This window comes from Methanothermobacter sp. KEPCO 2, from assembly GCF_041228365.1.
GTDB classification, from domain to species: Archaea; Methanobacteriota; Methanobacteria; order Methanobacteriales; family Methanothermobacteraceae; genus Methanothermobacter; species Methanothermobacter marburgensis.
The window spans coordinates 1,614,476-1,635,420 of the sequence record NZ_CP166185.1 but is presented as its reverse complement, the minus strand read 5'-3'; the positions used below and the strand labels follow the sequence as shown (position 1 = coordinate 1,635,420).

24 protein-coding genes are annotated in these 20,945 nt (G+C 48.9%); 17 read left to right on the top strand and 7 right to left on the bottom strand.

What is annotated here, in order from left to right:
- The first annotated feature begins 9 nt into the window (after positions 1 to 9).
- Both AB9H23_RS08680 and AB9H23_RS08675 read left to right on the top strand, forming a co-directional pair.
- Positions 10 to 615 carry a DUF2119 domain-containing protein gene (locus AB9H23_RS08680; protein ID WP_370004852.1) on the top strand — a complete coding sequence of 202 codons (606 nt, stop codon included), beginning with the start codon at positions 10 to 12 and terminating at the stop codon, positions 613 to 615.
- An 81-nt stretch (positions 616 to 696) separates the two neighbouring features.
- Entirely contained in the window at positions 697 to 2,661 is a 1,965-nt protein-coding gene (locus AB9H23_RS08675; protein ID WP_370004851.1) for an IGHMBP2 family helicase, read from the top strand.
- Between the two features lie 3 nt (positions 2,662 to 2,664).
- Here the strand turns inward: AB9H23_RS08675 and fen are convergent, their stop codons facing one another.
- From fen to AB9H23_RS08645, 6 genes are all read right to left on the bottom strand, one after another.
- Positions 2,665 to 3,651: a flap endonuclease-1 gene (fen, locus tag AB9H23_RS08670; RefSeq protein ID WP_370004850.1), complete on the bottom strand. Its 987-nt coding sequence runs from the start codon at positions 3,649 to 3,651 to the stop codon at positions 2,665 to 2,667.
- A 10-nt stretch (positions 3,652 to 3,661) separates the two neighbouring features.
- Complete coding sequence (locus tag AB9H23_RS08665; protein WP_370004849.1) at positions 3,662 to 4,204, bottom strand: chorismate pyruvate-lyase family protein; 543 nt, start codon at positions 4,202 to 4,204, stop codon at positions 3,662 to 3,664.
- A 102-nt stretch (positions 4,205 to 4,306) separates the two neighbouring features.
- A complete protein-coding gene (hacA, locus tag AB9H23_RS08660; protein WP_370004848.1) occupies positions 4,307 to 5,563 on the bottom strand; it encodes a homoaconitase large subunit in 1,257 nt (418 codons plus the stop codon).
- A gap of 65 nt (positions 5,564 to 5,628) precedes the next feature.
- A complete protein-coding gene (locus AB9H23_RS08655; RefSeq protein WP_370004847.1) occupies positions 5,629 to 6,804 on the bottom strand; it encodes a homocitrate synthase family protein in 1,176 nt (391 codons plus the stop codon).
- A 285-nt stretch (positions 6,805 to 7,089) separates the two neighbouring features.
- Positions 7,090 to 7,623 carry a class IV adenylate cyclase gene (gene cyaB / locus AB9H23_RS08650; RefSeq protein WP_370004846.1) on the bottom strand — a complete coding sequence of 178 codons (534 nt, stop codon included), beginning with the start codon at positions 7,621 to 7,623 and terminating at the stop codon, positions 7,090 to 7,092.
- A 3-nt stretch (positions 7,624 to 7,626) separates the two neighbouring features.
- The gene (locus tag AB9H23_RS08645) at positions 7,627 to 8,022 is read right to left on the bottom strand and encodes a hypothetical protein (protein ID WP_370004845.1); all 396 of its coding nucleotides are present in this window, start codon (positions 8,020 to 8,022) and stop codon (positions 7,627 to 7,629) included.
- Positions 8,023 to 8,278: 256 nt separating this feature from the next.
- Between AB9H23_RS08645 and AB9H23_RS08640 the strand changes: the two genes are divergently transcribed.
- The 5 genes from AB9H23_RS08640 (at position 8,279) to AB9H23_RS08620 (ending at position 15,310) form a co-directional block, all read left to right on the top strand.
- The gene (locus tag AB9H23_RS08640; RefSeq protein WP_013295048.1) at positions 8,279 to 8,824 is read left to right on the top strand and encodes a TATA-box-binding protein; all 546 of its coding nucleotides are present in this window, start codon (positions 8,279 to 8,281) and stop codon (positions 8,822 to 8,824) included.
- An 11-nt stretch (positions 8,825 to 8,835) separates the two neighbouring features.
- On the top strand, positions 8,836 to 10,311 hold the full coding sequence (gene serB, locus AB9H23_RS08635; protein ID WP_370004844.1) for a phosphoserine phosphatase SerB: 1,476 nt from the start codon (positions 8,836 to 8,838) through the stop codon (positions 10,309 to 10,311).
- A gap of 10 nt (positions 10,312 to 10,321) precedes the next feature.
- Complete coding sequence (locus AB9H23_RS08630; protein WP_171770388.1) at positions 10,322 to 10,477, top strand: hypothetical protein; 156 nt, start codon at positions 10,322 to 10,324, stop codon at positions 10,475 to 10,477.
- 17 nt (positions 10,478 to 10,494) lie between these two features.
- On the top strand, positions 10,495 to 12,630 hold the full coding sequence (gene topA / locus AB9H23_RS08625; protein WP_370004843.1) for a DNA topoisomerase I: 2,136 nt from the start codon (positions 10,495 to 10,497) through the stop codon (positions 12,628 to 12,630).
- Positions 12,631 to 12,766: 136 nt separating this feature from the next.
- A complete protein-coding gene (locus AB9H23_RS08620) occupies positions 12,767 to 15,310 on the top strand; it encodes a dolichyl-diphosphooligosaccharide--protein glycosyltransferase subunit STT3 (protein WP_370004842.1) in 2,544 nt (847 codons plus the stop codon).
- Positions 15,311 to 15,419: 109 nt separating this feature from the next.
- On the opposite strand, the gene AB9H23_RS08615 is transcribed toward AB9H23_RS08620, so the two are convergent.
- Positions 15,420 to 15,797, bottom strand: a complete 378-nt coding sequence (locus AB9H23_RS08615) for a CBS domain-containing protein (RefSeq protein WP_013295044.1) — start codon at positions 15,795 to 15,797, stop codon at positions 15,420 to 15,422.
- A gap of 130 nt (positions 15,798 to 15,927) precedes the next feature.
- Here AB9H23_RS08615 and AB9H23_RS08610 point away from each other — a divergent pair, with 130 nt between their 5' ends.
- The 10 genes from AB9H23_RS08610 to AB9H23_RS08565 all read left to right on the top strand — a co-directional run bounded on the left by AB9H23_RS08610 (position 15,928) and on the right by AB9H23_RS08565 (position 20,933).
- Positions 15,928 to 17,022 carry an OBG GTPase family GTP-binding protein gene (locus tag AB9H23_RS08610; protein ID WP_370004841.1) on the top strand — a complete coding sequence of 365 codons (1,095 nt, stop codon included), beginning with the start codon at positions 15,928 to 15,930 and terminating at the stop codon, positions 17,020 to 17,022.
- 61 nt (positions 17,023 to 17,083) lie between these two features.
- Positions 17,084 to 17,860 carry a sulfide-dependent adenosine diphosphate thiazole synthase gene (locus AB9H23_RS08605; RefSeq protein ID WP_370004840.1) on the top strand — a complete coding sequence of 259 codons (777 nt, stop codon included), beginning with the start codon at positions 17,084 to 17,086 and terminating at the stop codon, positions 17,858 to 17,860.
- Positions 17,860 to 18,384: an adenylate kinase family protein gene (locus AB9H23_RS08600; RefSeq protein ID WP_370004839.1), complete on the top strand. Its 525-nt coding sequence runs from the start codon at positions 17,860 to 17,862 to the stop codon at positions 18,382 to 18,384. The genes AB9H23_RS08605 and AB9H23_RS08600 overlap by 1 nt, the downstream gene beginning before the upstream one ends.
- A gap of 122 nt (positions 18,385 to 18,506) precedes the next feature.
- Complete coding sequence (gene rnp4 / locus AB9H23_RS08595; protein WP_370004838.1) at positions 18,507 to 18,926, top strand: ribonuclease P protein component 4; 420 nt, start codon at positions 18,507 to 18,509, stop codon at positions 18,924 to 18,926.
- Positions 18,871 to 19,104 carry a YhbY family RNA-binding protein gene (locus tag AB9H23_RS08590; RefSeq protein WP_300477545.1) on the top strand — a complete coding sequence of 78 codons (234 nt, stop codon included), beginning with the start codon at positions 18,871 to 18,873 and terminating at the stop codon, positions 19,102 to 19,104. Before rnp4 ends, AB9H23_RS08590 begins: the two co-directional genes overlap by 56 nt.
- A 10-nt stretch (positions 19,105 to 19,114) precedes the next feature.
- Positions 19,115 to 19,552: a 30S ribosomal protein S19e gene (locus AB9H23_RS08585; protein ID WP_300477543.1), complete on the top strand. Its 438-nt coding sequence runs from the start codon at positions 19,115 to 19,117 to the stop codon at positions 19,550 to 19,552.
- A gap of 31 nt (positions 19,553 to 19,583) precedes the next feature.
- Positions 19,584 to 19,919: a DNA-binding protein gene (locus tag AB9H23_RS08580; protein ID WP_321211464.1), complete on the top strand. Its 336-nt coding sequence runs from the start codon at positions 19,584 to 19,586 to the stop codon at positions 19,917 to 19,919.
- Complete coding sequence (locus AB9H23_RS08575) at positions 19,916 to 20,518, top strand: asparagine synthase-related protein (RefSeq protein ID WP_370004837.1); 603 nt, start codon at positions 19,916 to 19,918, stop codon at positions 20,516 to 20,518. The genes AB9H23_RS08580 and AB9H23_RS08575 overlap by 4 nt, the downstream gene beginning before the upstream one ends.
- A complete protein-coding gene (locus AB9H23_RS08570; protein WP_010877221.1) occupies positions 20,519 to 20,674 on the top strand; it encodes a 50S ribosomal protein L39e in 156 nt (51 codons plus the stop codon).
- Positions 20,675 to 20,687: 13 nt separating this feature from the next.
- Complete coding sequence (locus AB9H23_RS08565; protein ID WP_013295035.1) at positions 20,688 to 20,933, top strand: 50S ribosomal protein L31e; 246 nt, start codon at positions 20,688 to 20,690, stop codon at positions 20,931 to 20,933.
- Positions 20,934 to 20,945 lie beyond the last annotated feature (12 nt).

Below are 20,945 nucleotides of genomic sequence, written 5' to 3'. Positions count from 1 at the left end.
TTCTTCAGGATGATAGATAAAGGCAGAGGTCCTGTAAGGCTCTTTGTTGGTGGTGTGCATGGAAAGGAGGGCCTCACAGCTATAAGGGCCCTTAAAAGGCTTGGTTTCAATGACATCAGGAGGGGAAAGCTGATAATATACAGCTGCAACCCCACAGAGTACCTGAGCACCCTTGACCCCAATTATTACAGGAGCCAACAGGGAATGGAAATAATAGGGCTCATAGAAAAGTACCGGCCATCAACATACCTGGAGGCCCACTGCTACAGGGAGGAAAGCTACAGCAGGTTAACGGATCCCTCAAGGAAAAACCGTGATGGTGTCCCTCCCCTCATAGAACTGGAGAATGGTGTTCTAATAGGGTCGGTATCACCTCACATACGCAAGAAACTCTTCAAACGCGAGGATATCTGCCTGACCATTGAGATGCCCTGTCTAAGGAGTCCCAGGGACGAAGCTGATGGTCTTGAGGTTTACGTGAATTTCCTGAAGACCGTTGCCTCATCAGAGACCCGTAAAGAACTGGAAGATCGCCTTGGAAGGAAATACCCTGAGCAGGTTGAAACAGCCAGGAGATACGCCAGGGAGTTCTTTGGGGAATACCCCCCATTCTAGATGAATGCTGGAAAATCATTTTAATGAAATAAACGAGGTACTGGATTACCTTAGGTGAAATCCGGGGTGGATACTATCAGTGTGAAATCATACATAAAGAGGCTTATTAAACTTGTTGAGATGGAGAGGGAGGCGGAAATAAACGCCATGATGAATGAGATAAGGAGGCTGTCCCCCCAGAAGCGTGAAAGGGTAGGGAGGGCCATAAATGGCCTTAACGGTAAGGTAACCGGACGTGAACTTGGATTCCATCTCGTGAAATACGGTAGGAGGGAACCCATAGATACCCAGATATCAGTGGGTGACCTTGTCCTGATAAGCCGTGGTAACCCCCTCAGAAGTGACCTCACAGGTACCGTGGCGGCGAAGGGTAAACGCTTCATTGTGGTGGCACTTGAAAATGTCCCCCGCTGGGCCCTGAAGAATGTCAGGGTGGACCTCTACGCCAATGACATAACATTCCAGAGGATGATAGATAACCTCAGGGGTGCGGGAAGGAATGTGTTCAGGGTTTTAAGGTTTCTGCTGGGCGATGAAAATCCATCTGGTCACCAGATTGTTGAATTTGAACCCGTGGACCCTGAACTCAACAGGTCCCAGAGGGAGGCCATAATGAGGGCTCTAGGGTCAGATGACTTCTTCCTTATACACGGACCCTTTGGTACAGGGAAGACCCGTACACTCCATGAACTCATAAGGCAGGAGGTCAGTAGGGGCAACCGTGTCCTTGTGACGGCTGAGAGCAACGCTGCAGTTGATAACCTCCTTGAGGGAATCGCGGGTCATCTGAGATGTGTCCGTCTAGGACACCCCCAGAGGGTCTCCAGGACAAACCTGCAGGAGACACTTGCATATAAACTTGAGAACCACCCCGAGTACAGGAGGGTCCTCGAATACCAGGAGAGGATTGACGGGCTCATTGAGGAACGTGAAAGGCACCATAAACCCACCCCCCAGCTGCGCAGGGGGCTCACAGACAGTCAGATAATGATCAACGCCACAAAGAGGAGGGGTGCCCGGGGCATATCCCCAAATGTGATGATATCCATGGCCCGCTGGATAGAGGTCAACCAGCAGATAGATGAACTCCACAGGAAGATGCAGGAGATTGAAGTTGAAATCGTTGACAGGATAATCCGTAACAGCCAGGTTGTCCTTGCAACCAATTCCTCCGCGGCCCTCGAGTACATAGATAATGTGAAGTTTGATGTTGCAATTGTCGACGAGGCATCCCAGGCCACAATACCCAGCATACTCATACCGCTCTCACGCGCACCAAGGTTCGTGCTGGCAGGGGACCACCGGCAGCTTCCACCTACCATACTGAACCCTGACGCATCTGAACTGGAGGTGACACTCTTTGAGGAACTCATAGGGTCATACCCTGAGAATTCATGGATGCTGAACTGCCAGTACCGTATGAACCCTGCCATAATGGAGTTCCCGAACAGGGAGTTCTATGGGGGAAGAATAAGGGCCCACCCCTCCCTCAAGGAAATCTCAATACTGGATGTTATATCCACTGAGATTCCTGACTCCATGCCACACAGAAAACTTGCAGAAAGGGACCCTGTCCTCTTTATTGATACCTCAAAGGTTGGGGTGGGTGAGAGGAGGCTGAAGGGATCAACATCAATCCAGAACCCCCTTGAGGCTGACCTTGCAGTTATAATCGCTGGTGCACTCATGGGGATGGGTGTGAAAGAAGAGGAGATCGGTATAATAACACCCTACGACGACCAGGTGGACCTGATATCCTCCATGACCCCTGTTGAGGTTAACAGTGTGGATGGTTTCCAGGGACGTGAGAGGGAGGTCATCATTATCTCAATGGTCAGAAGTAACAGTGAAGGTAACATAGGTTTCCTCAGGGACCTCAGGAGGCTCAATGTTTCACTTACACGGGCAAGGCGCAAGCTCATAATAATAGGTGATACCGGCACCCTCTCATCCCACCCCTCCTACCGGAGGCTCATTGAATACTGCAGGGAACGGGGATTCCTGTATGAACCATCAGCCGATGATCTGAGGGAGTGGAGTCCATGATCCTCAGAACCAGTCCTCAAGGCTTTTCTGTGTGAATGAAGCCCCTTCAATTTTTTTAAGAGCAGCCATCACCCTTTCCTCTGAGAATCCATGCTCACCGCATAGGAAGTCTATGACCCCATCCCTATCAGGTTTCCTCCATTTCAGTTCATAGTCCCCGGTCACGTCAGGTTCAAGGAATATCCCCCTGAGGACCTCAGGGTCGCCTCCGATGTCCCCATCCACCTCCTCAATTACACTGAATACGTCACCCTTTTCCTTTATGAGTTTGAGTCCCCTCCTGGCACCTATCCCCTTTATTCCATCATTGAAGTCTGTGCCAACGAGGAGTGCCAGGTCCACGAGCTGTTCATGGGTGATTGAAAGATTTCTGAGGGCAGATTCCAGTTCAATTATCTCTGGTTCCTCCAGTTTTCCGCTGAGTGTGAGGTTTCTCACGACTCTGGGGGCTCCGAAGAGGAGGCAGTCGTAGTCCTGGGATGCCACTGCCCATGCATCGCCCCTCCTAACAATGAATGATGCCTGTGCCTCACCTTCTCCCGGTGCCTGGACGTATGGGATCCCTAGGAGTTCAAGGAGCCTTTTGGAGCTTTCAACTATATCCTGTGACATCCTTGAGGACCTCACAGCATACTTCCTTGCCCTCTCAATGTCCCCCTCCTCAAGGGCCCTCCTCCATTCCACTTCAGACTTCTTCCGGGTTTCAATCCTCCTTATCACTGTTTCGCCCTTCAGGCGATGGGATTTCCCATCAAAAACGTAGGCCACCCTTATATCCCTCTCCATCACCGCCGCTGTCCTGTAGAGTATGCCGCTGAGATGTGAGGTAACACGTCCCTCTGAGTCCATGAGGGGTGTTCCATCCCTCTGTCTTATGCTTGAGAGGAACTGGTATATGCTGTTGGCTGCATCAACTGCAACTGTGCGCCCCCTGAGATCATCAAGCCTTATCTTCTCTGCCGATATTATATCCTTTAATTTAACTCCCATGAAAACACCGTTACCGGAATTCTTCCCTGAACCAGTCGAATGGGAAGGTCTCCTTTATCCTTATGAGCACCTCTTCCTGATGGATTATGTTGTAGGTCCTTGTGAGCATGGGGGAGTCTGTTCTGAATATTTCCCTGAGTTCTCTGCCGGGGCTTTCTATGTCAAGGATCTCTATCTCCCTGCGGGATTCTATACCGTGCTTCTTCAAGATCCTTCCTATGGGTATATCCGCCCTTATGAGGTCCTCTCTGAATCCATCATCAAGCCTTGATAGTGGTATGTATGATACTGCGTGTATTAGTGGTTCATTATTCCCTATTACAACCACCCGGTGATTGACCATTTCCCCGGGGGATATTCTGAGTTTATCTGCGATTTCTGGAGTTGATGGTATGAATTCCTGTTTCATGGTCCTTATGGTTACTGTTCCCCTCAGCACGTCAAGTATCCTTGTTACCGATCCATCCGTTGATAGCAGTATCTTCTGGGTGTTTGAGAGCCTCCCCATTATCCTCTCGATGCGTTCAATCTCCTCCAAGACATTGACATCCATTTCCTGCCTCCCCCATAATGCGGGTCTTCCCATTATTTTCCATTCCAGATGCGCTGATCACATGTGATGGAATCATATCCCTTTACGAATTCATCGTATTTTTTATTCGGGTGCACTGATCACCCCTTTAATTGCCGATTCAGCCACGACCGCAGGGTTGGCCAGGTAGACCTTTGATGATGGATCCCCCATCCTTCCCCTGAAGTTCCTGTTGGTTGTGGCTATGCTAACCTCTCCTGGAGCCAGGACACCCATGTGGGCCCCGAGACATGGCCCGCAACCTGGGTTGCAGACTATGGCCCCTGCCCTTAGGAAGGTCTCTATTATTCCATCCTCCAGTGCCCTGAGGTAGATCTCCCTTGAGGCGGGTGAAACTATGAACCTCACATCATCATGGACCCTTCTATCCCCAAGGACATCTGCTGCCATTTTAAGGTCCTCGTAGCGGCCGTTTGTGCATGAACCAAGGAATGCCTCGTCTATGTGGGTTCCCTCAACCCTGTAAACAGGTGCCACGTTATCCACGTCGTCCGGACAGGCAACCTGTGGTTCGAGGTCAGAGACATCGAAGTGGTGTTCCTCCACGTACTGGCTGTCCCTATCTGAACGGTAAACCCGGAAGTCTCTCCCCGTCCTGGACTTTACATACTGGATTATCTTCCTGCTGGGCTCCATTATACCGTTTTTGGCCCCCATTTCAACTGCCATGTTGCAGATGGTCATCCTTCCGGCAACATCCATTTCATCAACCGTGCTTCCAGTGAACTCCACAGCCCGGTATGTTGCACCATCAACGCCGATTTCCCCTATGATTTTCAGTATAACATCCTTTGCTGTGGTGAACCCCTGAAGTTTTCCTGTAACCTCGATGCGCATTGCCTCGGGTACCATGAACCAGGTTTTTCCTGTGGCAAATACCATTGCCATGTCTGTGGCGCCCATTCCAGTTGCGAATGCACCGAATGCCCCGTATGTGCAGGTGTGTGAGTCTGCACCCACTATAACCATTCCTGGGCGTACAAATCCCTTCTCAGGGAGGACCTGGTGGCATATTCCCTCAGCGTTTTTGAAGATATTGTTTATTCCCTGCTCAGATGCGAATTCAGATGTTACCCTCTGGAACTCTGCTGCCCCGATTGTGTTGGGTGGTACGTTGTGGTCGAATACCATGACTATTCTTTCAGGGTCCCACACCCTGTCGGGACCTCCCCTTGAGGCTATCTCCCTGAATGTGCGGATTGTTGGGGGTGATGTGCCGTCGTGGGTCATTGCAAGGTCAACCCTGGCCTCTACTATCTCGCCGGGTGTGACCTCAGCCACTCCGGCCGCATCTGCAAGGATCTTCTCTGTGATGTTCATTTTAACCACCTGAAAAACTATCCGAGAATACCTTCAATCCCTTCTCTTATGTTCATTCCAGCCACCTAGAAGTCAACAGGTCCCCTCACAGACCTTACAATCCTGTAGAAGAGTTCATCATTAATGTATTTCCCCTTCTCCCTGTTTTTCTTTACCTCCTCAACTATCCGGCAGAGTTCCTCCCTTGTAACCTCTATACCGTACTCCTCAAGTTTTGCCTTGACTGCCCTGCAACCTGAGTGTTTGCCCAGGACTATCTTACGCTGGTGTCCTATCATCTCAGGTAGGAACGGCTCATATGTGAGGGGTTCCTCTATCACCGCGTCCACATGTATACCTGACTCGTGCCTGAAGACGTTCTTTCCAACAATGGGCTTGTTTTCAGGTACCTTCATGCGGGTGTGCTTCTCAACGAGCCTTGACAGCTCATAGAGGACGCTGATGTTGAATCCAAGGTCAATGTCATAGATTATCCTCAGGGCCATTATAAGCTCCTCAAGGGAGGTGTTCCCGGCCCTTTCACCTATACCGTTAACTGTGGTTGAAACGGCGGTTCCACCTGCCAGGAGCCCTGCTATTGAATTTGAGAGTGCCATGCCAAAGTCATTGTGGCAGTGCATCGCTATGTCAACATTTATATCCTTTCGAAGTTCCCTTACAAGGTAGTCCATTCCCTGGGGGCTTATGGCGCCCACCGTATCTGCTATATGGACCCTGTCTGCCCCGTAGCTCTCAGCCTTCCTGTATATCTGCTTGAGGAAGTCCAGGTCAGTCCTTGTGGCGTCCTCTGCTGAGAATGCCAGGAAGAGGCCGTGGTCCTTTGCATACTCTATGGAGTTAAGGCACACGTTGAGGGCCTCCTCCCTTGTGAGTTTGAGTTTGTGTTTGAGGTGGAGGTCGGATGTGGCCATGAAGGTTATGACGCCATCAACGTCACAGTCAATTGCAACGTCTATGTCCTCCTTCTTTGTCCTGCTCAGGGCCAGTATATCCGCGTTGAGGCCTTCATTGGCTATTGTCTTTACTGAAACCTTTTCCTGCTTTGATACGACTGGGAAACCACTTTCTATCTGGTGTATGCCAAGTTCATCCAGTTTTCTGGCTATTTCAAGTTTTTCCTCGGTTCCGAGGCATACTCCTGGGGTCTGTTCCCCGTCACGGAGTGTTGTATCGTAAATCGTGATCTTATCGGGAAATTCTAATTCAGCTTCCTTATTGAAGGGACTGACGAAGTATTTCAAGGGATTACCACCTTAACTGATTTATTAAAATGAAGACTCTAGCATTTATTTAAATTTGATATTTAAGTATAAAAGGTTTGAGAGTACAGCCGTCTTCCGGCCCTGCATCTTTTATCTGGTGATGGTTATTCTGTAGTTTTTCTGCTGAAGATGGTGGGTAGTTACGGCGGGTGCTGGTTTTTAATTGCCTGTGGTTGTCCAGCGCTTTTCAGCTTCCATGCTCAGGAAGTGTAACCATCTTCAGCTCAAGAAGCACAGATTACCCGGATTCTGCCTGACCCAAGCCTATTCACCTTTAGCCTCAAGAAGTTCAAGGTAGGATTTTCTCTCAAATCCCCCGCTTACCCCAAGTTTTCTGTAAAGATCAAATATCTCGCTGAGGGCATCCCCGTAGTCACTGCCATCAGGGAGGTCCCTCTCTATTTCAAGGTAGGTCCCGAGACCCCTTACGGTGTCAATGGATATGGTGAAATCATCAAGTGAGTAGGTCCTCCTCTCCTTGAAGACCTCCCTAACTCTTCGAAAGCCAAGGGCCTCCAGTATCCCTGCTGCTGTTTCAGCGTCTGCAACCTCAACCTCCAGTTCCTTCCGGGTCTTGCTCCTATCATCTATTTTGGGACCCTTGTAGGTTATGAATGTCCTTTCGCCTGTTTTTCTTATTCTCAGCGCTTCATCCGTCTCCGCAAAGTCCCTGTGGGGGGCATTGAAGTATATGTCAGTCTGTTCCTCATCTGAAATATGGCGCCCCCCAAGTGATATTATGCGCTCGCTTACCTCATCCCCGCTGGAAATTTTAGCCTTAACCTCAACCTCTATCAAACTCTACCACCCTTCAATATCACTGGCTACACCGGTATCCTCAAGGCCGGCATATTCCCTTAAAAACTGTGCCGATTCATCAAGTTCTTCAAGGAGGGCATCTATCATCCTGTCAACACCCTCATATGGACCGAGGATATCATCCCTTTCATCCAGGATGCTCTTTCTCTTCCGCAGGTCTCCCTTCACCTCAGGGTCCCTCATTCTCTCAAGGTACTGCCTTCTGATGATCCTCATGTCCATATGGAGATTGTACCTTATCCTCTTAAGGTTTTTTATGTATCCCTCAACCTCCTCCAGAAGCTCAAGGGCCTCCTCTCTGTTTGAGGGATTTATTTCAAGTCCCTCAACTCCAAGTTCCTCAACCTGTTCCTTGTAGATTCTCGGATCAATAACCACATCATCCCCCCAGCAAGGACCCAGGGCCCTAAAGGATCCTGTATATGCTATCACTATGAAAAACAAATTATTTAAATTGTGGTATAAAGGGACAAATAATTTTACAGAGAATAGCCGCAAGGGGATGAATGATTTCAATGCACCCTCTGAATTATTAAATATGTTATTATCTATAATAACTAGTTTTTTACGTCAATATTAATATAGGTGCATTTAAATTTATATGTAGGTTTAAACTTCACCGGGAGGTATCTAGTTGACAGATGTGGATATCAAGATAGAAAATATTGTTGCTTCTGCAACCCTTGGGAAATCCATTGATCTTCAGACAGTTGCTGAAGCCCTTGAAAATGTTGATTTTAACCGGGAACAGTTTCCTGGTCTTGTATACAAATTAAAGGAGCCTAAAACTGCTGCTCTGATCTTTGGATCAGGTAAACTGGTATGTACGGGTGCAAAATCCATTGAGGATTCCAAGAGGGCCATAAAACTCACAGTTGATATGATGAGGACCATGGACCCTGATATACCCGAGGAATTTGAGATAAAGATCCAGAACATTGTTGCCTCGGCAAACCTCGGGAAACCACTGAACCTTGAGGCCGTTGCCCTGGGACTTGAGAACACGGAATATGAACCTGAACAGTTCCCTGGCCTTGTTTACAGGCTGGATGAACCCAAGGTTGTCCTGCTGCTCTTCGGTTCAGGGAAGGTTGTGTGCACAGGTGCCAAGAGTGCTGAGGACGCTAAGCTTGGAGTTGAAAAGACCAAGGCAAGGCTTGCCGAGTTAGATCTGATTTAATGGTGATATTTTTGATTAAACTTGTAGTTTTCGATCTTGACAATGTCATTATTGATGGGGAAGCCATAGACGAGATAGGAAAGATTGCTGGAGTCGAGGAGGAGGTAATGGAGATCACCGAAAAGGCCATGCAGGGTGATGTTGACTTTGAATCCTCCATAAGGGAGAGGGTGAAACTCCTCAAGGGAACAGCGGTTGAGGATATAAAGGCAGTTGCAGAGGAATTACCCCTCATGGAGGGTGCCGAGGAGACCATCAGGGCCCTCAAGGAGAAGGGTTACCGTGTTGCGGTTATAAGTGGAAGCTTTGACCTGGTGGCCGAACCCATCAGAGATAAGCTTGGTATTGATTATCTGTTCTGCAACAGGCTCCATGAGGAGGACGGTGTGCTGACCGGTGAAGTGAGCGGCCCTCTTGTGGAAAACTCAAAGTATGATGTTCTCTGTAAAATCCTCGATAAGGAGGGTATAAGCACCAGCGAATGTGTTGCTGTTGGTGATGGCGCCAACGACATATCCATGATACAGGCGGCCAGGTTGGGGATAGCATTCAATGCAAAGCCTGCCCTCAGGAAGAAGGCTGACGCCGTGGTTGAGGAGAGGGATCTCAGGAAAATACTGCCCATCATCGAGGAAATAGCTGAGGTGGATGATAAGCTGGATAAACTCGGCTACGATGAGGTAATGGACCTTAAAAATGAATACGAGGAAAAGCTCTCAGGCCTGGCATCTGAAAGGGATGAACTGAATAAAAAGGCCCGTGAAATGAAGGAACTCAGGGATAAACTCAACACCGAACTTCGTGAAACACTCAACAGGGCTGTTGAACTCAGGGACAGGCGTAATGAGATAAATGCCAGGGTTGAAGAGAACAAGAAGCTCAGGGACGAGATAAACCAGGAGATAAAGAAGCTTGAGTGGTCATCCGGTGGGCGTGACAGGATAAAGATAGAGAACGAGATCCGGAGGATAGATAAGATCATAGAAACAAGGGTCCTTGACATTAACAAGGAGAATGAACTGGTCAAGACCGCCAATGAACTACGTAAGAAGCTCATGAAGATCCAGGAGGATGAGGAGACCAGACAGAAGGCCCTTGAACTCAGGAAGAAGTCAGAGGAATACCACGAGAAGGTGGTCTCACTTTCAGAGGAGGCCCAGAAGTATCATGAGGAGATGCTTGAGTACTTCAGAAAGACAGACGAGATACGTAAGAAGGCTGATGAAGCCCATGAGAAGTTTCTTGAATTCCGCAGGATGGCCTCAGAGAAACATGAGGAATTCAAGTCAACCCTTGGCAAAATTAAGAGGATAAATGAAAGGATCAACGCCCTCAGATCAGAAAATAGAAACGTTAAAAGAAGGGCCACCCGTGAAAGGGATCTTGAGGAGAAGGAGAGGGCCCGTGAAATATATGAGAAATTCAAAGAGGGTAAAAAGCTTACAAAGGATGAAATCCTTCTTCTTCAGAAGCACAGGATCGTTTAGGGGATCATATATGTGTGAAGGGAAGTCCTCAGACGAAGAGAAGATAGAAGTGTGCTTCATATGCCATAAGAAGTTCAACATAAACGCCGATGACTCAAGCCATTATCATTACGGTAAGTACCCGATGTGCAGTTACTGCAGTGACTTCTATGGATTCTACAGGTGACGGTTCTGAGTGGTAAGATGCACGAAGTTATAATATGTGAGAAGCCCAAGTCCTCAGAGAAGATCGCTGGAGCACTCTTTCCAGATGCAGAGAAAAAGAAGTACAGGAAGGTGTCCTACTGGGAATATTATGAAGGCAATAAAAGGGTGACCATCGTATCGGCGGTTGGTCACCTCTATTCACTTCGCCCCAGTAAACCCGGAGAAGAGCACTTCTTTGACCTTGAATGGGCGCCCCTTCATGAGATTGATAAGAAGAAGAACTACGTTAAGGATTACCTCAATGTAATAAAAAAGTTCGCTGCCGGCGCTGACCGCTACATACATGCCTGTGATTACGACATAGAGGGTACACTCATCGGTTTCAACGCCATCAGATACGGCTGCGGAGGGGATGCGCTCAATAAAACCGTCAGGATGAAGTTCTCAACCCTCACACGGGAGGAGATACGGAACGCCTATGAGAACCCCATAGAACTTGACTGCGGGCAGGTGGACAGTGGCGCTGCAAGGCACATCCTTGACTTCATATTCGGTGTCAACATCTCAAGGTCCCTCATGAAATCCGTGAAGGAGGCCACCAACCGCTTCATTAAATTATCTGCCGGGAGGGTTCAGACCCCCACCCTTGCCATACTCGTTGAAAGGGAGAAGGAGATACGGGAATTCGAACCGGTCCCCTACTGGATAATCCAGGCAGAACTGGAATCAGGGATCGTGGCAGAGAGCAGAAGGGGTAAGATATTCCAGCGCCCCCTAGTTGATGAGGTCCTTGAGAGGTGTGGTGGCAGCGATGCCTCGGTCAGAGGTGTGAAGGTAAGGGAAACCGTAAGGAAACCGCCTGTGCCCTTTGACCTGGGATCACTCCAGTCAGAGGCATACCGTGTATTTGGATTCAGCCCCAAGAAGACCCAGACCATCGCACAGAACCTCTACACCGAGGGTTACACCTCCTATCCCAGGACATCATCCCAGAAACTCCCTGAAAGCATAGGTTACCGTAAGATACTGGACAGGCTTTCAGAGGACCCCCGGTTCGGTGAGCACATTGAAGGGCTCAGTGAACCCCTCAAACCCCACGAGGGTAAAAAGGTTGATGATGCACACCCTGCAATACACCCGACAGGTCTTCTCCCATCAGATCTTTCCAGTGATGAAAGAAAGATCTATGAACTCATCGTCCACCGTTTCATAAGCGTATTCGGTGAGGATGCCGTTCTACAGACAATGAGGGTCGACCTTGAAATAGGAGGGGAGGAGTTCAGTTTCTCAAGAAAGAGGGTGAGCAAGAGGGGATGGATGGACAGCTACCCCTACACCCGAATTGAAGATGAGGTTTTCCCTGATATATCCGAGGGCGATGTTATGGGCGTTGTGGGGGTATCCGCCCTGGAGAAAGAGACAAAACCTCCAGCCAGATACAATGAAGCCTCACTCATAAGGGAACTGGAGAAGAGGGGCCTTGGAACCAAGTCAACCCGTGCCGATATAATAGCCAAACTCTATGACAGGAAGTACATTGAGGGTAAGAAGATACGTGTGAGCCCCCTGGGTGAGAACATAATTGACACCCTCACAAAGTACTGTGAGAAGATAACCAGTGAAGAACTCACAAGGCAGTTTGAGAGGGAGCTCGAGGAGATCATGGAGGGGAAGATAAGCCGCGACAGGGTGGTGGATGAGGCCATAGAGGAGGTTAAATCCATACTCAGTGATATTGAGAGGAACATGAAGGACATAGGCAGGGACCTCTATAAAGCATATCAGGACAGCAGGGTTGTGGGTGAATGCCCTGAATGTGGCAGGAATCTTGTCATAAAATATTCCCCCAGAAACAAAAGCACCTTTGTGGGGTGTTCAGGCTACCCTGATTGCAGAACCGTCTATTCACTTCCACGGGGGGCCAGTGTACTTAAAAGTCGCTGCGAAAAATGCGGCCTTCCAATGATATCCTATGGCAGGCCACGTCAGAGGGCCTGCCTTGACCCATCATGTGGGAAGAAGGAATCCAAAGGTGAAGAAATCGTTGGTAAGTGTCCTGAGTGTGGATCCGATCTTATAAAACGTTCAGGGCGTTACGGTGAGTTCGTGGGCTGCAAGGGATTCCCCAAGTGTCGATTCACCTGCTCGGTTGACGATGTTCCAGCTGCATGATGGGGGTACATTTTCACCAGGACACTGCCTCAGCCTGTAGACAGATCAAAGTTTATAAGTATTTACTGAACTAAAGAGTATACATCATCCATAAATTCCTGAATTTATTACCAAGTTAAGGTAAAGAGGCGGTTAAATGGATATCAGAAATTTGCTTGAAAAATTGAAGCCCTTCATAATAATTATACTGCTGTTCTCAGCCGTATTCTATATAAGGGCCGAGGCCAGTAACATTGGAGGGGTCCCTGCTGATGCAAAGGACTTCTATAAGGACTCAGATGGACTGCCATACTTCAGTGAGATGGACTCCTACTACAACTACAGGCTCACAATGAATTACCTCACCAGGGGTATAATGGGGGATACCCTTGTCGATGGCAAACCCTACGACCTCCACTCCTACTACCCACCAGGAAGACCCGTTGATTACCCTCCACTCATAGTTTACATAACCTCCGCTGCCTACAGGGTGGCCAACTTCTTTGGAGACTTCAGCCTCAAGGAGGTGGCTTTCTGGATGGGGGCCCTGATAGGTTCCCTCTGCGTCATCCCTGCCTACCTCTTCGTCAGGAGAATCACCAATGACTATGGGGGCATCGCAGCGGCCCTTGTGGTTGGACTGGTCCCCACCTACGTTGCCCACACCTACGCCGGTTTCTTTGACACAGACATGTTCAACTTCGTTCTTCCACTGCTGGTGTTCTGGTTCTTCACAGAGAGCATGCTTGCAGTGGACCTGAAAAGGAAAACAGCCTATGCGCTTGCAGCTGCAGTTTCAGTACTTGTATTCTCAGCTGCATGGGTCGGTTACATATTCTATCTGGCCGTTCTGGTGGCCTTCATCATAGTTTACTCCGTGATCTCAAGGTACGTTCTGGGTGAGAAACCAGATAGGGAGTTCACTGGTAAGGTTGACTGGCTGCTGCATCAGCGCGAGATATTCCCACTCCTGGTTCTTCTCATAGGTGGCGGGATTCTCATAGGCATATTCGGAGGATTTTCCAGCCTGACTGGTGCCGTAACGGGTCTTGTGAGCACCACCCAGATACAGGCAACGGCCCAGACAACAGCCTACCCCAATGTGTATGTGTCAGTTTCAGAGCTGCAGATCCCTGAATTCATAACCACAGGGGCCGGGGCAAAGAACCTGTTCATGCCAGGGCAGGGATCAGTTGTCGGTGGTGTTGGTGGCCTTCTGGTATTCCTTCTTGGCATACTCGGTGTCGCAGCCCTCCTGTGGAAGTACCGCCAGCCTGAGGTTCAGGTTAAGGAACCTGACAGAAAGATTAAGGCCGGCAAGAAGAGCAAATTCATTAAAAGGCAGAATAAGACCAGGGCCTCCAACAGTGAAATGAGGCACAGGTACCTCCTATACGCTGTCCTAATGGCCGTATGGCTGGTGATGAGTGGATACGCTGTCACGAAGGGTTCAAGGTTTATACCAACCTTTGCAATACCCCTGGGACTCTCAGCAGGGATATTCACTGGATTCCTGGTTGAATACCTCAGGGAAAATATTAAGACAACATCCTCCATTGCACTGGTTGCCTTTGTGGCCGCAATCGCCATTGCAATGCCCTTCGGTGTCTCAGTTGCTGTTAAACTCCTTGCAGGGGTGATTGCAGCTGGATTCATATACCTGGTCAGAAAGCCAGAGGTTAGGGCCCCTGTCATGATGGCCCTTGTTGTCCTGGCAGTGGTGGCCCCATCTGTAAGCGGAGCACATTCACTGACATCAGCTGTTGCCCCGGGCACAGATGATGGGATGTGGAAATCAATGGAGTGGATCAAGAAGAACACCAGCAAGGACACCGTGGTCATGTCCTGGTGGGACTTCGGCCACCTCTTTGCTGTTGCAGCCGACAGGCCCGTGACATTCGACGGTGGTTCACAGAACACCCCCAGGGCTTACTGGATCGGTAAGGCCCTGACAACCAGTAACGAGACACTCTCAAGGGGCATACTCACAATGCTATCATCCAGCGGGGACCTTGCCTATGAAACCCTCGACAACTACACAAACGACAGTGGTAAAACCGCCGAGATACTCACATCCACCCTGGGACTTTCAAGGGATGATGCCAGGGCAGTTATGACGGGACGCTACGGCCTCACAGAGAAGGAGGCTGACAGTGTACTCAGATACTCACACCCATCAAAACCAAAGCCCTTCGTGCTTGTACTCAGCTCTGACATGCTCGGAAAGGCACCATGGTGGACATACTTCGGAACCTGGGACTTCAAGAAGAAAACAGGGTCAAGGTACGGCTACTATCCATCAATGGGAAGCTCAAAACCGCAAATTGTGAACAACACAACCGTGATCCAGACCGTCAACACAATGGTGGAGGACAACCTGGTTGGAACCATCATAGAGAAGAAAGGCAATACAACAAATGCAACGATAGCCATCGGTAACAACAGGACCGTTCAGAGGATAAACCCCCACAAACTCATAATAATAGAGGGTAACCTCCTTGTCAGAAATGAGATTGTGGACAGCAACGCCCAGCTCAGCCTCATTGTCATCGGAAGCGGAAACCAGTACACAACTGTGATAATGAACAGGGAACTGGAAGACGCGGTGTTCACGAAACTGTTCCTGCTGGGCGGATTCAACCAGACATCCTTTAAGTTCCTTCATCAGGAACCAGGTGTGCTGCTGTGGACAGCAGCATAACTTATTTTTTTATCTATAAAATCAGCAAATAGAAAAAATCAATTCAAACAGCAGCATAGCCCTAGTTCTTATGCATAAAATCAATTTAATCATGCAAAAAATTAATTTTTCAGTAGCGTTTGGCCATCTTGGCCCTGAGTATGTCTGTTGCACTGACCACGCCAATTATCTCGTCATCATCCTCAACCAGGAGGCGCCAGACAACGTTCTTGACCATCCTCTCAGCGGCCTCCTTCAGGGTTGCCCCTGGCGGGACTGTCACAAGGTCCCTCTCCATGACCTCCCATACCTTGACCTCTCCAAGATCATCCCCCTCGGCAATTGCCTCAAGCACGTCCCAGGTGGTTACAATTCCAACCTTGACACCATCCTTGACAACAACCGAGCTCCCCTTGCCGTTCTCAACATAGTTTCTGAGAACATCCTCAAGGCTGGCCGATATGTCAATGGTGTCAACGTCTGTAACCATAACGTCCTCAACCCTCATAAAATCACCGTGGTATATTATGAATCTTATGATATAAAATTATAAGGGAAAATATTTAATAATGTGGATTAGAGAACATTGAATGATTACACTGATTTTGCCCCGCTTCAACAATGTTCATGTGAGTATTATGGATATCGAGGAGAAGATCAAAAAGATAGAAGAGGAGATACAGAGGACCCCATACAACAAGGCCACAGCACACCATATAGGGAAACTGAAGGCAAAGATCTCCCGCCTGAAGGAGGAGGCCCTCCAGAGAAGGTCGTCCTCAGGGAAGGGGAAGGGTTTCCATATAAAAAAGTCAGGGGACTCCACCGTTGTCCTCATAGGTTTTCCCTCTGTAGGTAAATCCACCCTCCTCAACGAACTCACCAATGCGGAGTCAAAGGTTGGGGAGTACCAGTTCACAACCCTTGAGATAGTGCCTGGTGTGATGGAGTACCGGGGGGCCCAGATACAGATCTTCGACATACCCGGGATAATCACAGGTGCCTCCCGAGGTAAGGGCCGTGGAAGGGAGATACTTTCGGTTGCAAGGAGCGCTGACCTCATAGTCATAGTCCTTGATGTCTTCAACACGGACCACATGGACGTGATTCTACGTGAACTTCGTGATGTTGGCATAAGGCCCAACGAGACGCCCCCTGATGTGACCGTGAAGAGGAGAAAGCTGGGTGGGGTGAAGCTATCATCAACAGTTGAACTGACCCACCTGGATGAGAGGATCATACGCTCTGTGCTCAATGAGTATGGCATCCACAATGCCGATGTGCTCATAAGGGAGGACATAACCGTTGACCAGTTCATAGATGTTATGGAGGCAAACCGCGCCTACATACCGGCCATCACCGTTATAAACAAGATAGACCTTGTGGATGAATCCTATCTGAACCATATAAAGCAGAAATTCCCTGAAGCCCTGCTGATATCTGCAGACAGGAACCTGAACATTGATGAGCTCAGGGAGGAAATATTTAACCGCCTTGGGCTTATAAGGATATACATGAAGCCACAGGGACAGAAGGCAGACTACAGTGAGCCTCTAATAATTAAAGAGGGTTCAACCGTTGGTGACGTGTGTCAGAAACTCCACAGAGACTTTGTTCGTAAATTCAGACACGCCAGGGTCTGGGGCAGCTCGGTTAAATTTGACGGCCAGAAGGTCGGGATCGACCATGTCCTCAACGATGAGGATGTGCTGAGGATCATCATAAAGAAGTGAACACCCGTTAGGGAACAATTAAAATGTGTATCACAAACACATATCATTTGAAGGTGTGAAGATGAAACTTGATGATATAAAAATTTCAAGAGCCATTGTTGAAGGATACATGGAGGAACTCCTGGACTACATGGAAATGGATGTTGCAATTGGTGGAGGGGGACCCTCCGGACTTACAGCAGGTTACTACCTTGCAAGGGCGGGCCTGAAGGTTGCCCTGTTTGAGAGAAAGCTCTCCATAGGTGGGGGTATGTGGGGCGGCGGTATGATGTTCAACAAGATCGTTGTCCAGGATGAGGGTAAGGAGATCCTGGATGAGTTCGGTGTAAGATCAAGGCCCTATGATGAAGGATACCACGTTGCAGACTCTGTTGAGGCAACATCAACCCTCTGCTCAAGGGCATGCCAGGCAGGACTCAAGATATTCAACCTCATGAGCATAGAGGATGTCATGATACGTGATGAGGGCATAACAGGTCTTGTGCTTAACTGGAGCTCGGTTGAGATGGCCGGACTCCACGTTGACCCCCTCACCGTGAGGGCAGGGGCGGTTATAGATGCAACCGGCCATGACTGTGAGATAGTGAAGGTGGTGGAGAGGAAAATAGGCCCTGAACTCAACACACCTGATGGGAGGATACAGGGTGAGAGGTCAATGTGGGCCGATGTGGGTGAGGCAGCCCTCATAGAGAACACCCGTGAGGTCTACCCCAACCTCTATGTGGCCGGTATGGCGAGCAACGCAGTTTACGGCGCCCCACGTATGGGCCCCATATTCGGGGGTATGCTGGTCTCAGGTCGAAGGGTTGCAGAGATGATAATTGAAAAGCTGAAATAATGAGGCCCATCTGCATAACAGGCACCCCCGGTGTTGGTAAGAGTACCGTGGCTGAAATTCTCAGGGATTCCGGTTTCAGAGTCCTTTCTGTGGGTGAAATTGCGCTGGAGGAGGGTTTCATCCTTGGAAGGAACCCCTCCCGTGGTTACCTTGAGGTGGACATTGAATCCCTCTGCAGCCACGTTGAGGGACTTGAGGGTGACGGTGCCATCCTTGAGGGTCACCTCTCCCACCTCTGCGGCTGCTGCAGTAGGGTGATAGTGCTGAGGCTCCACCCCCGAATCCTTGAGGGGCGCCTTAGGGCAAGGGGTTACCCTGAGGAGAAGATCGCTGAGAACCTTGAGGCCGAGGCCCTGGACGTCTGCCTGGTGGAGGCGGTTGAGATCCATGGTGATAGGGTCCATGAGGTTGATACAACCGGCAGATCAGCCAGCGCGGTTACAGAGATCATCATGGATATTATAAGTGGTTCCAGGGTGTGCCCGTCAGGTGGGGTTGACTTCTCAGGATGGCTCCTGGAGTAATGGAAAAGCTTTTTAAATATGGAAACACAAACCACTTATAATATTCTTCTTGTGCTTAAGTTACAACACCATCTTAATGTGCAAGATCAGGGATGTTCTATTCCGTTGTGAGAGGTTAAACCTTGAGGAGAGGAAAGAGACCCGGATGGATGCTGAAGATTGCCCGTGAGAGAATAGACATCCTCTTCAGAATGGCTGACCGTGAATTTGCAGCCAACCCGGGGAGATCGCACAGGTACACCGAACTTGCAAGAAACATATCCATGAAGTACCGTGTAAGAATTCCCAGAGAGTGGAGAAGGCGGTTCTGCAGGAGGTGTTACAGCTTCCTCAAACCAGGTTCAAACTGCACCGTCAGGATATCCGGTGGGAAGGTTAATTTTAGGTGTCATGAGTGCGGTCACATCATGAGATTCCCCTACATTCAGGAAAAAAAGGAGAAAAGGAGAAATAAAATTGAGTCTCACACCATCAAAAAAGGAACTGATGAGCCGGTCACTTTCGGCGCTCACAATAAACGTGGGGAAGGCCGGGGTGACTGAAAGTCTCATTGAAGAGGTCAGGAGGCAGTTAAAGGCAAATGAACTTATAAAGGTAAGATTTGCCAGGACAGTGGCCTCAGAAAAAGAAAGCTATATTACCGAGATAGTTGAAAAAACAAATTCTAAGCTCATAGATTTAAGAGGAAATGTGGCAATAATTTTCAAAAAAAGATCTTAGGAGGATAAATATGACTACAGTTTATGATGTGCCAGCAGATCTGCTTATAAATAAGGTTGCCGAGGACCTTAAGAAGGATGGTAAGGTTAAATCCCCTGAGTGGGTTAACTTTGTCAAGACAGGTGTCCACAAGGAAAGAAGGCCCGAGAACCCTGACTGGTGGTATGTGAGGGCAGCTGCCCTTCTGAGGAGGGTCTACATCGACGGGCCTGTGGGTGTTAACAGCCTCAGAACCCACTACGGCGGTAAAAAGGATAGGGGTTCACGGCCAGAAAGGTTCAGAAGGGGAAGCGGTGCGATAATAAGGAGAGCCCTTCAGCAGCTTGAGGAATCAGGCCTCATAACAAAGGAGGATGGTGGGAGAGTCATAACACCTGAAGGCCGATCATTCCTGGATAAGGCTGCTGCTGAAGTAAAAAAAGAAGTTGAAGGCCTTGAAAATTACTGAAAAACCTGAAGGGGCCTGGGAGGTTTTCTAATTGACAGACCTCGAAGAAATACGTCGCAAAAAGATGCTGGAACTCCAGCAGAGGGCGCAGCAGCAGGCAATGGAAACTGAAGCCCAGGAGCAGATGCGTCAGCAGCTTGAAATGCAGAAGAAACAGATAATGATGCAGATACTCACCCCTGAAGCCCGCAGCCGTCTTGCGAATCTGAGGCTTACAAGGCCAGAATTCGTTGATCAGATAGAACTCCAGCTGATACAGCTGGCCCAGATGGGTCGTGTGAGGTCAAAGATAACAGACGAACAGCTCAAGGAGTTGCTCAAGAGAGTTTCTGGCAAAAAAAGGGAGATAAAGATCAGTAGAAAATGAATGCATGCGTACTCTACAGTGGCGGTAAGGACAGCTCACTGATGGCTGTGATGCTCCAGAGGATGGGGATCCAGGCTGAACTTGTAACTGTGAACTTTGGTGTCTATGATTCCTGGAGGCCCGCATCCATGGCGGCGGATGCCCTGGGCTTTAAACACAGGGTCCTTGAACTCAGTGGGGATGTGCTCAGGGAAGCCACTGAAATGATAATAAATGATGGGTTCCCCAATAACGGTATAATGCATATACACAGAAGCGCCGTTGAGGCCGCTGCAGGTGAGTACGATCTGGTTGCTGATGGAACGCGACGTGACGACAGGACCCCCAAGCTTACAAGAAATGAAATACAGAGCCTTGAAGACCGCAGGGATGTTGAATACGTGAACCTTGATGGTTTTGGTCACAGGACCATCAACAGATTCGCTTCAGAGTTATTCACGCTTAAAAGGGAGAAGAGTAATCCTGAAAACAGCTCCGACTATGAGGTTGAGGTTCGCCTCCTCATGGAAAAGATGGGCTGCAGATCAGAGACATTCTTCCCCGTTCACTTCCAGACCAGGGTGACTGGCTGGAAAGATTCACAGCAAGGAGGATGCTGAATGAGTAGAAACAAACATGTTGCCAGAAAACTTAGAATGGCAAAGGCTAACAGACAGAACAGAAGGGTGCCCGCATGGGTGATGGTTAAAACCAATTACAGGGTCAGAAGCCATCCAAAGATGAGGCACTGGAGAAGGACCAAACTCAAGGTGTAGGAGGGATCTTAACATGGAGAGAATTTACGTTATACCCCTTAGGAAGGCAAAGGAAGTTCCAAGAACCATAAGAGCACCGAAGGCTGTTAAGATTGTCAGGGAATTTCTCATGAAACACATGAAGACAGACACTGTTAAGATTGATGAATCCATCAACGAAAAAATCTGGGAGAGGGGTATCCAGAAGATTCCCCCCAGGATAAAGGTCAGAGCCGTCAAGGATGAGGACGGCGTGGTGGAAGCCATTCTCGAAGAATAAAAAAATGGTGGA

Coding starts and splice junctions, on each gene's coding strand:
- AB9H23_RS08620 (WP_370004842.1), top strand. CDS start 12,767: ATGGATATCAGAAATTTGCTTGAAAAATTGAAGCCCTTCATAATAATT.
- AB9H23_RS08630 (WP_171770388.1), top strand. CDS start 10,322: ATGTGTGAAGGGAAGTCCTCAGACGAAGAGAAGATAGAAGTGTGCTTC.
- topA (WP_370004843.1), top strand. CDS start 10,495: ATGCACGAAGTTATAATATGTGAGAAGCCCAAGTCCTCAGAGAAGATC.
- AB9H23_RS08665 (WP_370004849.1), bottom strand. CDS start 4,204: ATGGATGTCAATGTCTTGGAGGAGATTGAACGCATCGAGAGGATAATG.
- AB9H23_RS08590 (WP_300477545.1), top strand. CDS start 18,871: ATGAGCCGGTCACTTTCGGCGCTCACAATAAACGTGGGGAAGGCCGGG.
- AB9H23_RS08600 (WP_370004839.1), top strand. CDS start 17,860: ATGAGGCCCATCTGCATAACAGGCACCCCCGGTGTTGGTAAGAGTACC.
- fen (WP_370004850.1), bottom strand. CDS start 3,651: ATGGGAGTTAAATTAAAGGATATAATATCGGCAGAGAAGATAAGGCTT.
- AB9H23_RS08610 (WP_370004841.1), top strand. CDS start 15,928: ATGGATATCGAGGAGAAGATCAAAAAGATAGAAGAGGAGATACAGAGG.
- AB9H23_RS08575 (WP_370004837.1), top strand. CDS start 19,916: ATGAATGCATGCGTACTCTACAGTGGCGGTAAGGACAGCTCACTGATG.
- AB9H23_RS08605 (WP_370004840.1), top strand. CDS start 17,084: ATGAAACTTGATGATATAAAAATTTCAAGAGCCATTGTTGAAGGATAC.
- AB9H23_RS08565 (WP_013295035.1), top strand. CDS start 20,688: ATGGAGAGAATTTACGTTATACCCCTTAGGAAGGCAAAGGAAGTTCCA.
- AB9H23_RS08680 (WP_370004852.1), top strand. CDS start 10: ATGATAGATAAAGGCAGAGGTCCTGTAAGGCTCTTTGTTGGTGGTGTG.
- AB9H23_RS08615 (WP_013295044.1), bottom strand. CDS start 15,797: ATGAGGGTTGAGGACGTTATGGTTACAGACGTTGACACCATTGACATA.
- AB9H23_RS08585 (WP_300477543.1), top strand. CDS start 19,115: ATGACTACAGTTTATGATGTGCCAGCAGATCTGCTTATAAATAAGGTT.
- AB9H23_RS08570 (WP_010877221.1), top strand. CDS start 20,519: ATGAGTAGAAACAAACATGTTGCCAGAAAACTTAGAATGGCAAAGGCT.
- hacA (WP_370004848.1), bottom strand. CDS start 5,563: ATGAACATCACAGAGAAGATCCTTGCAGATGCGGCCGGAGTGGCTGAG.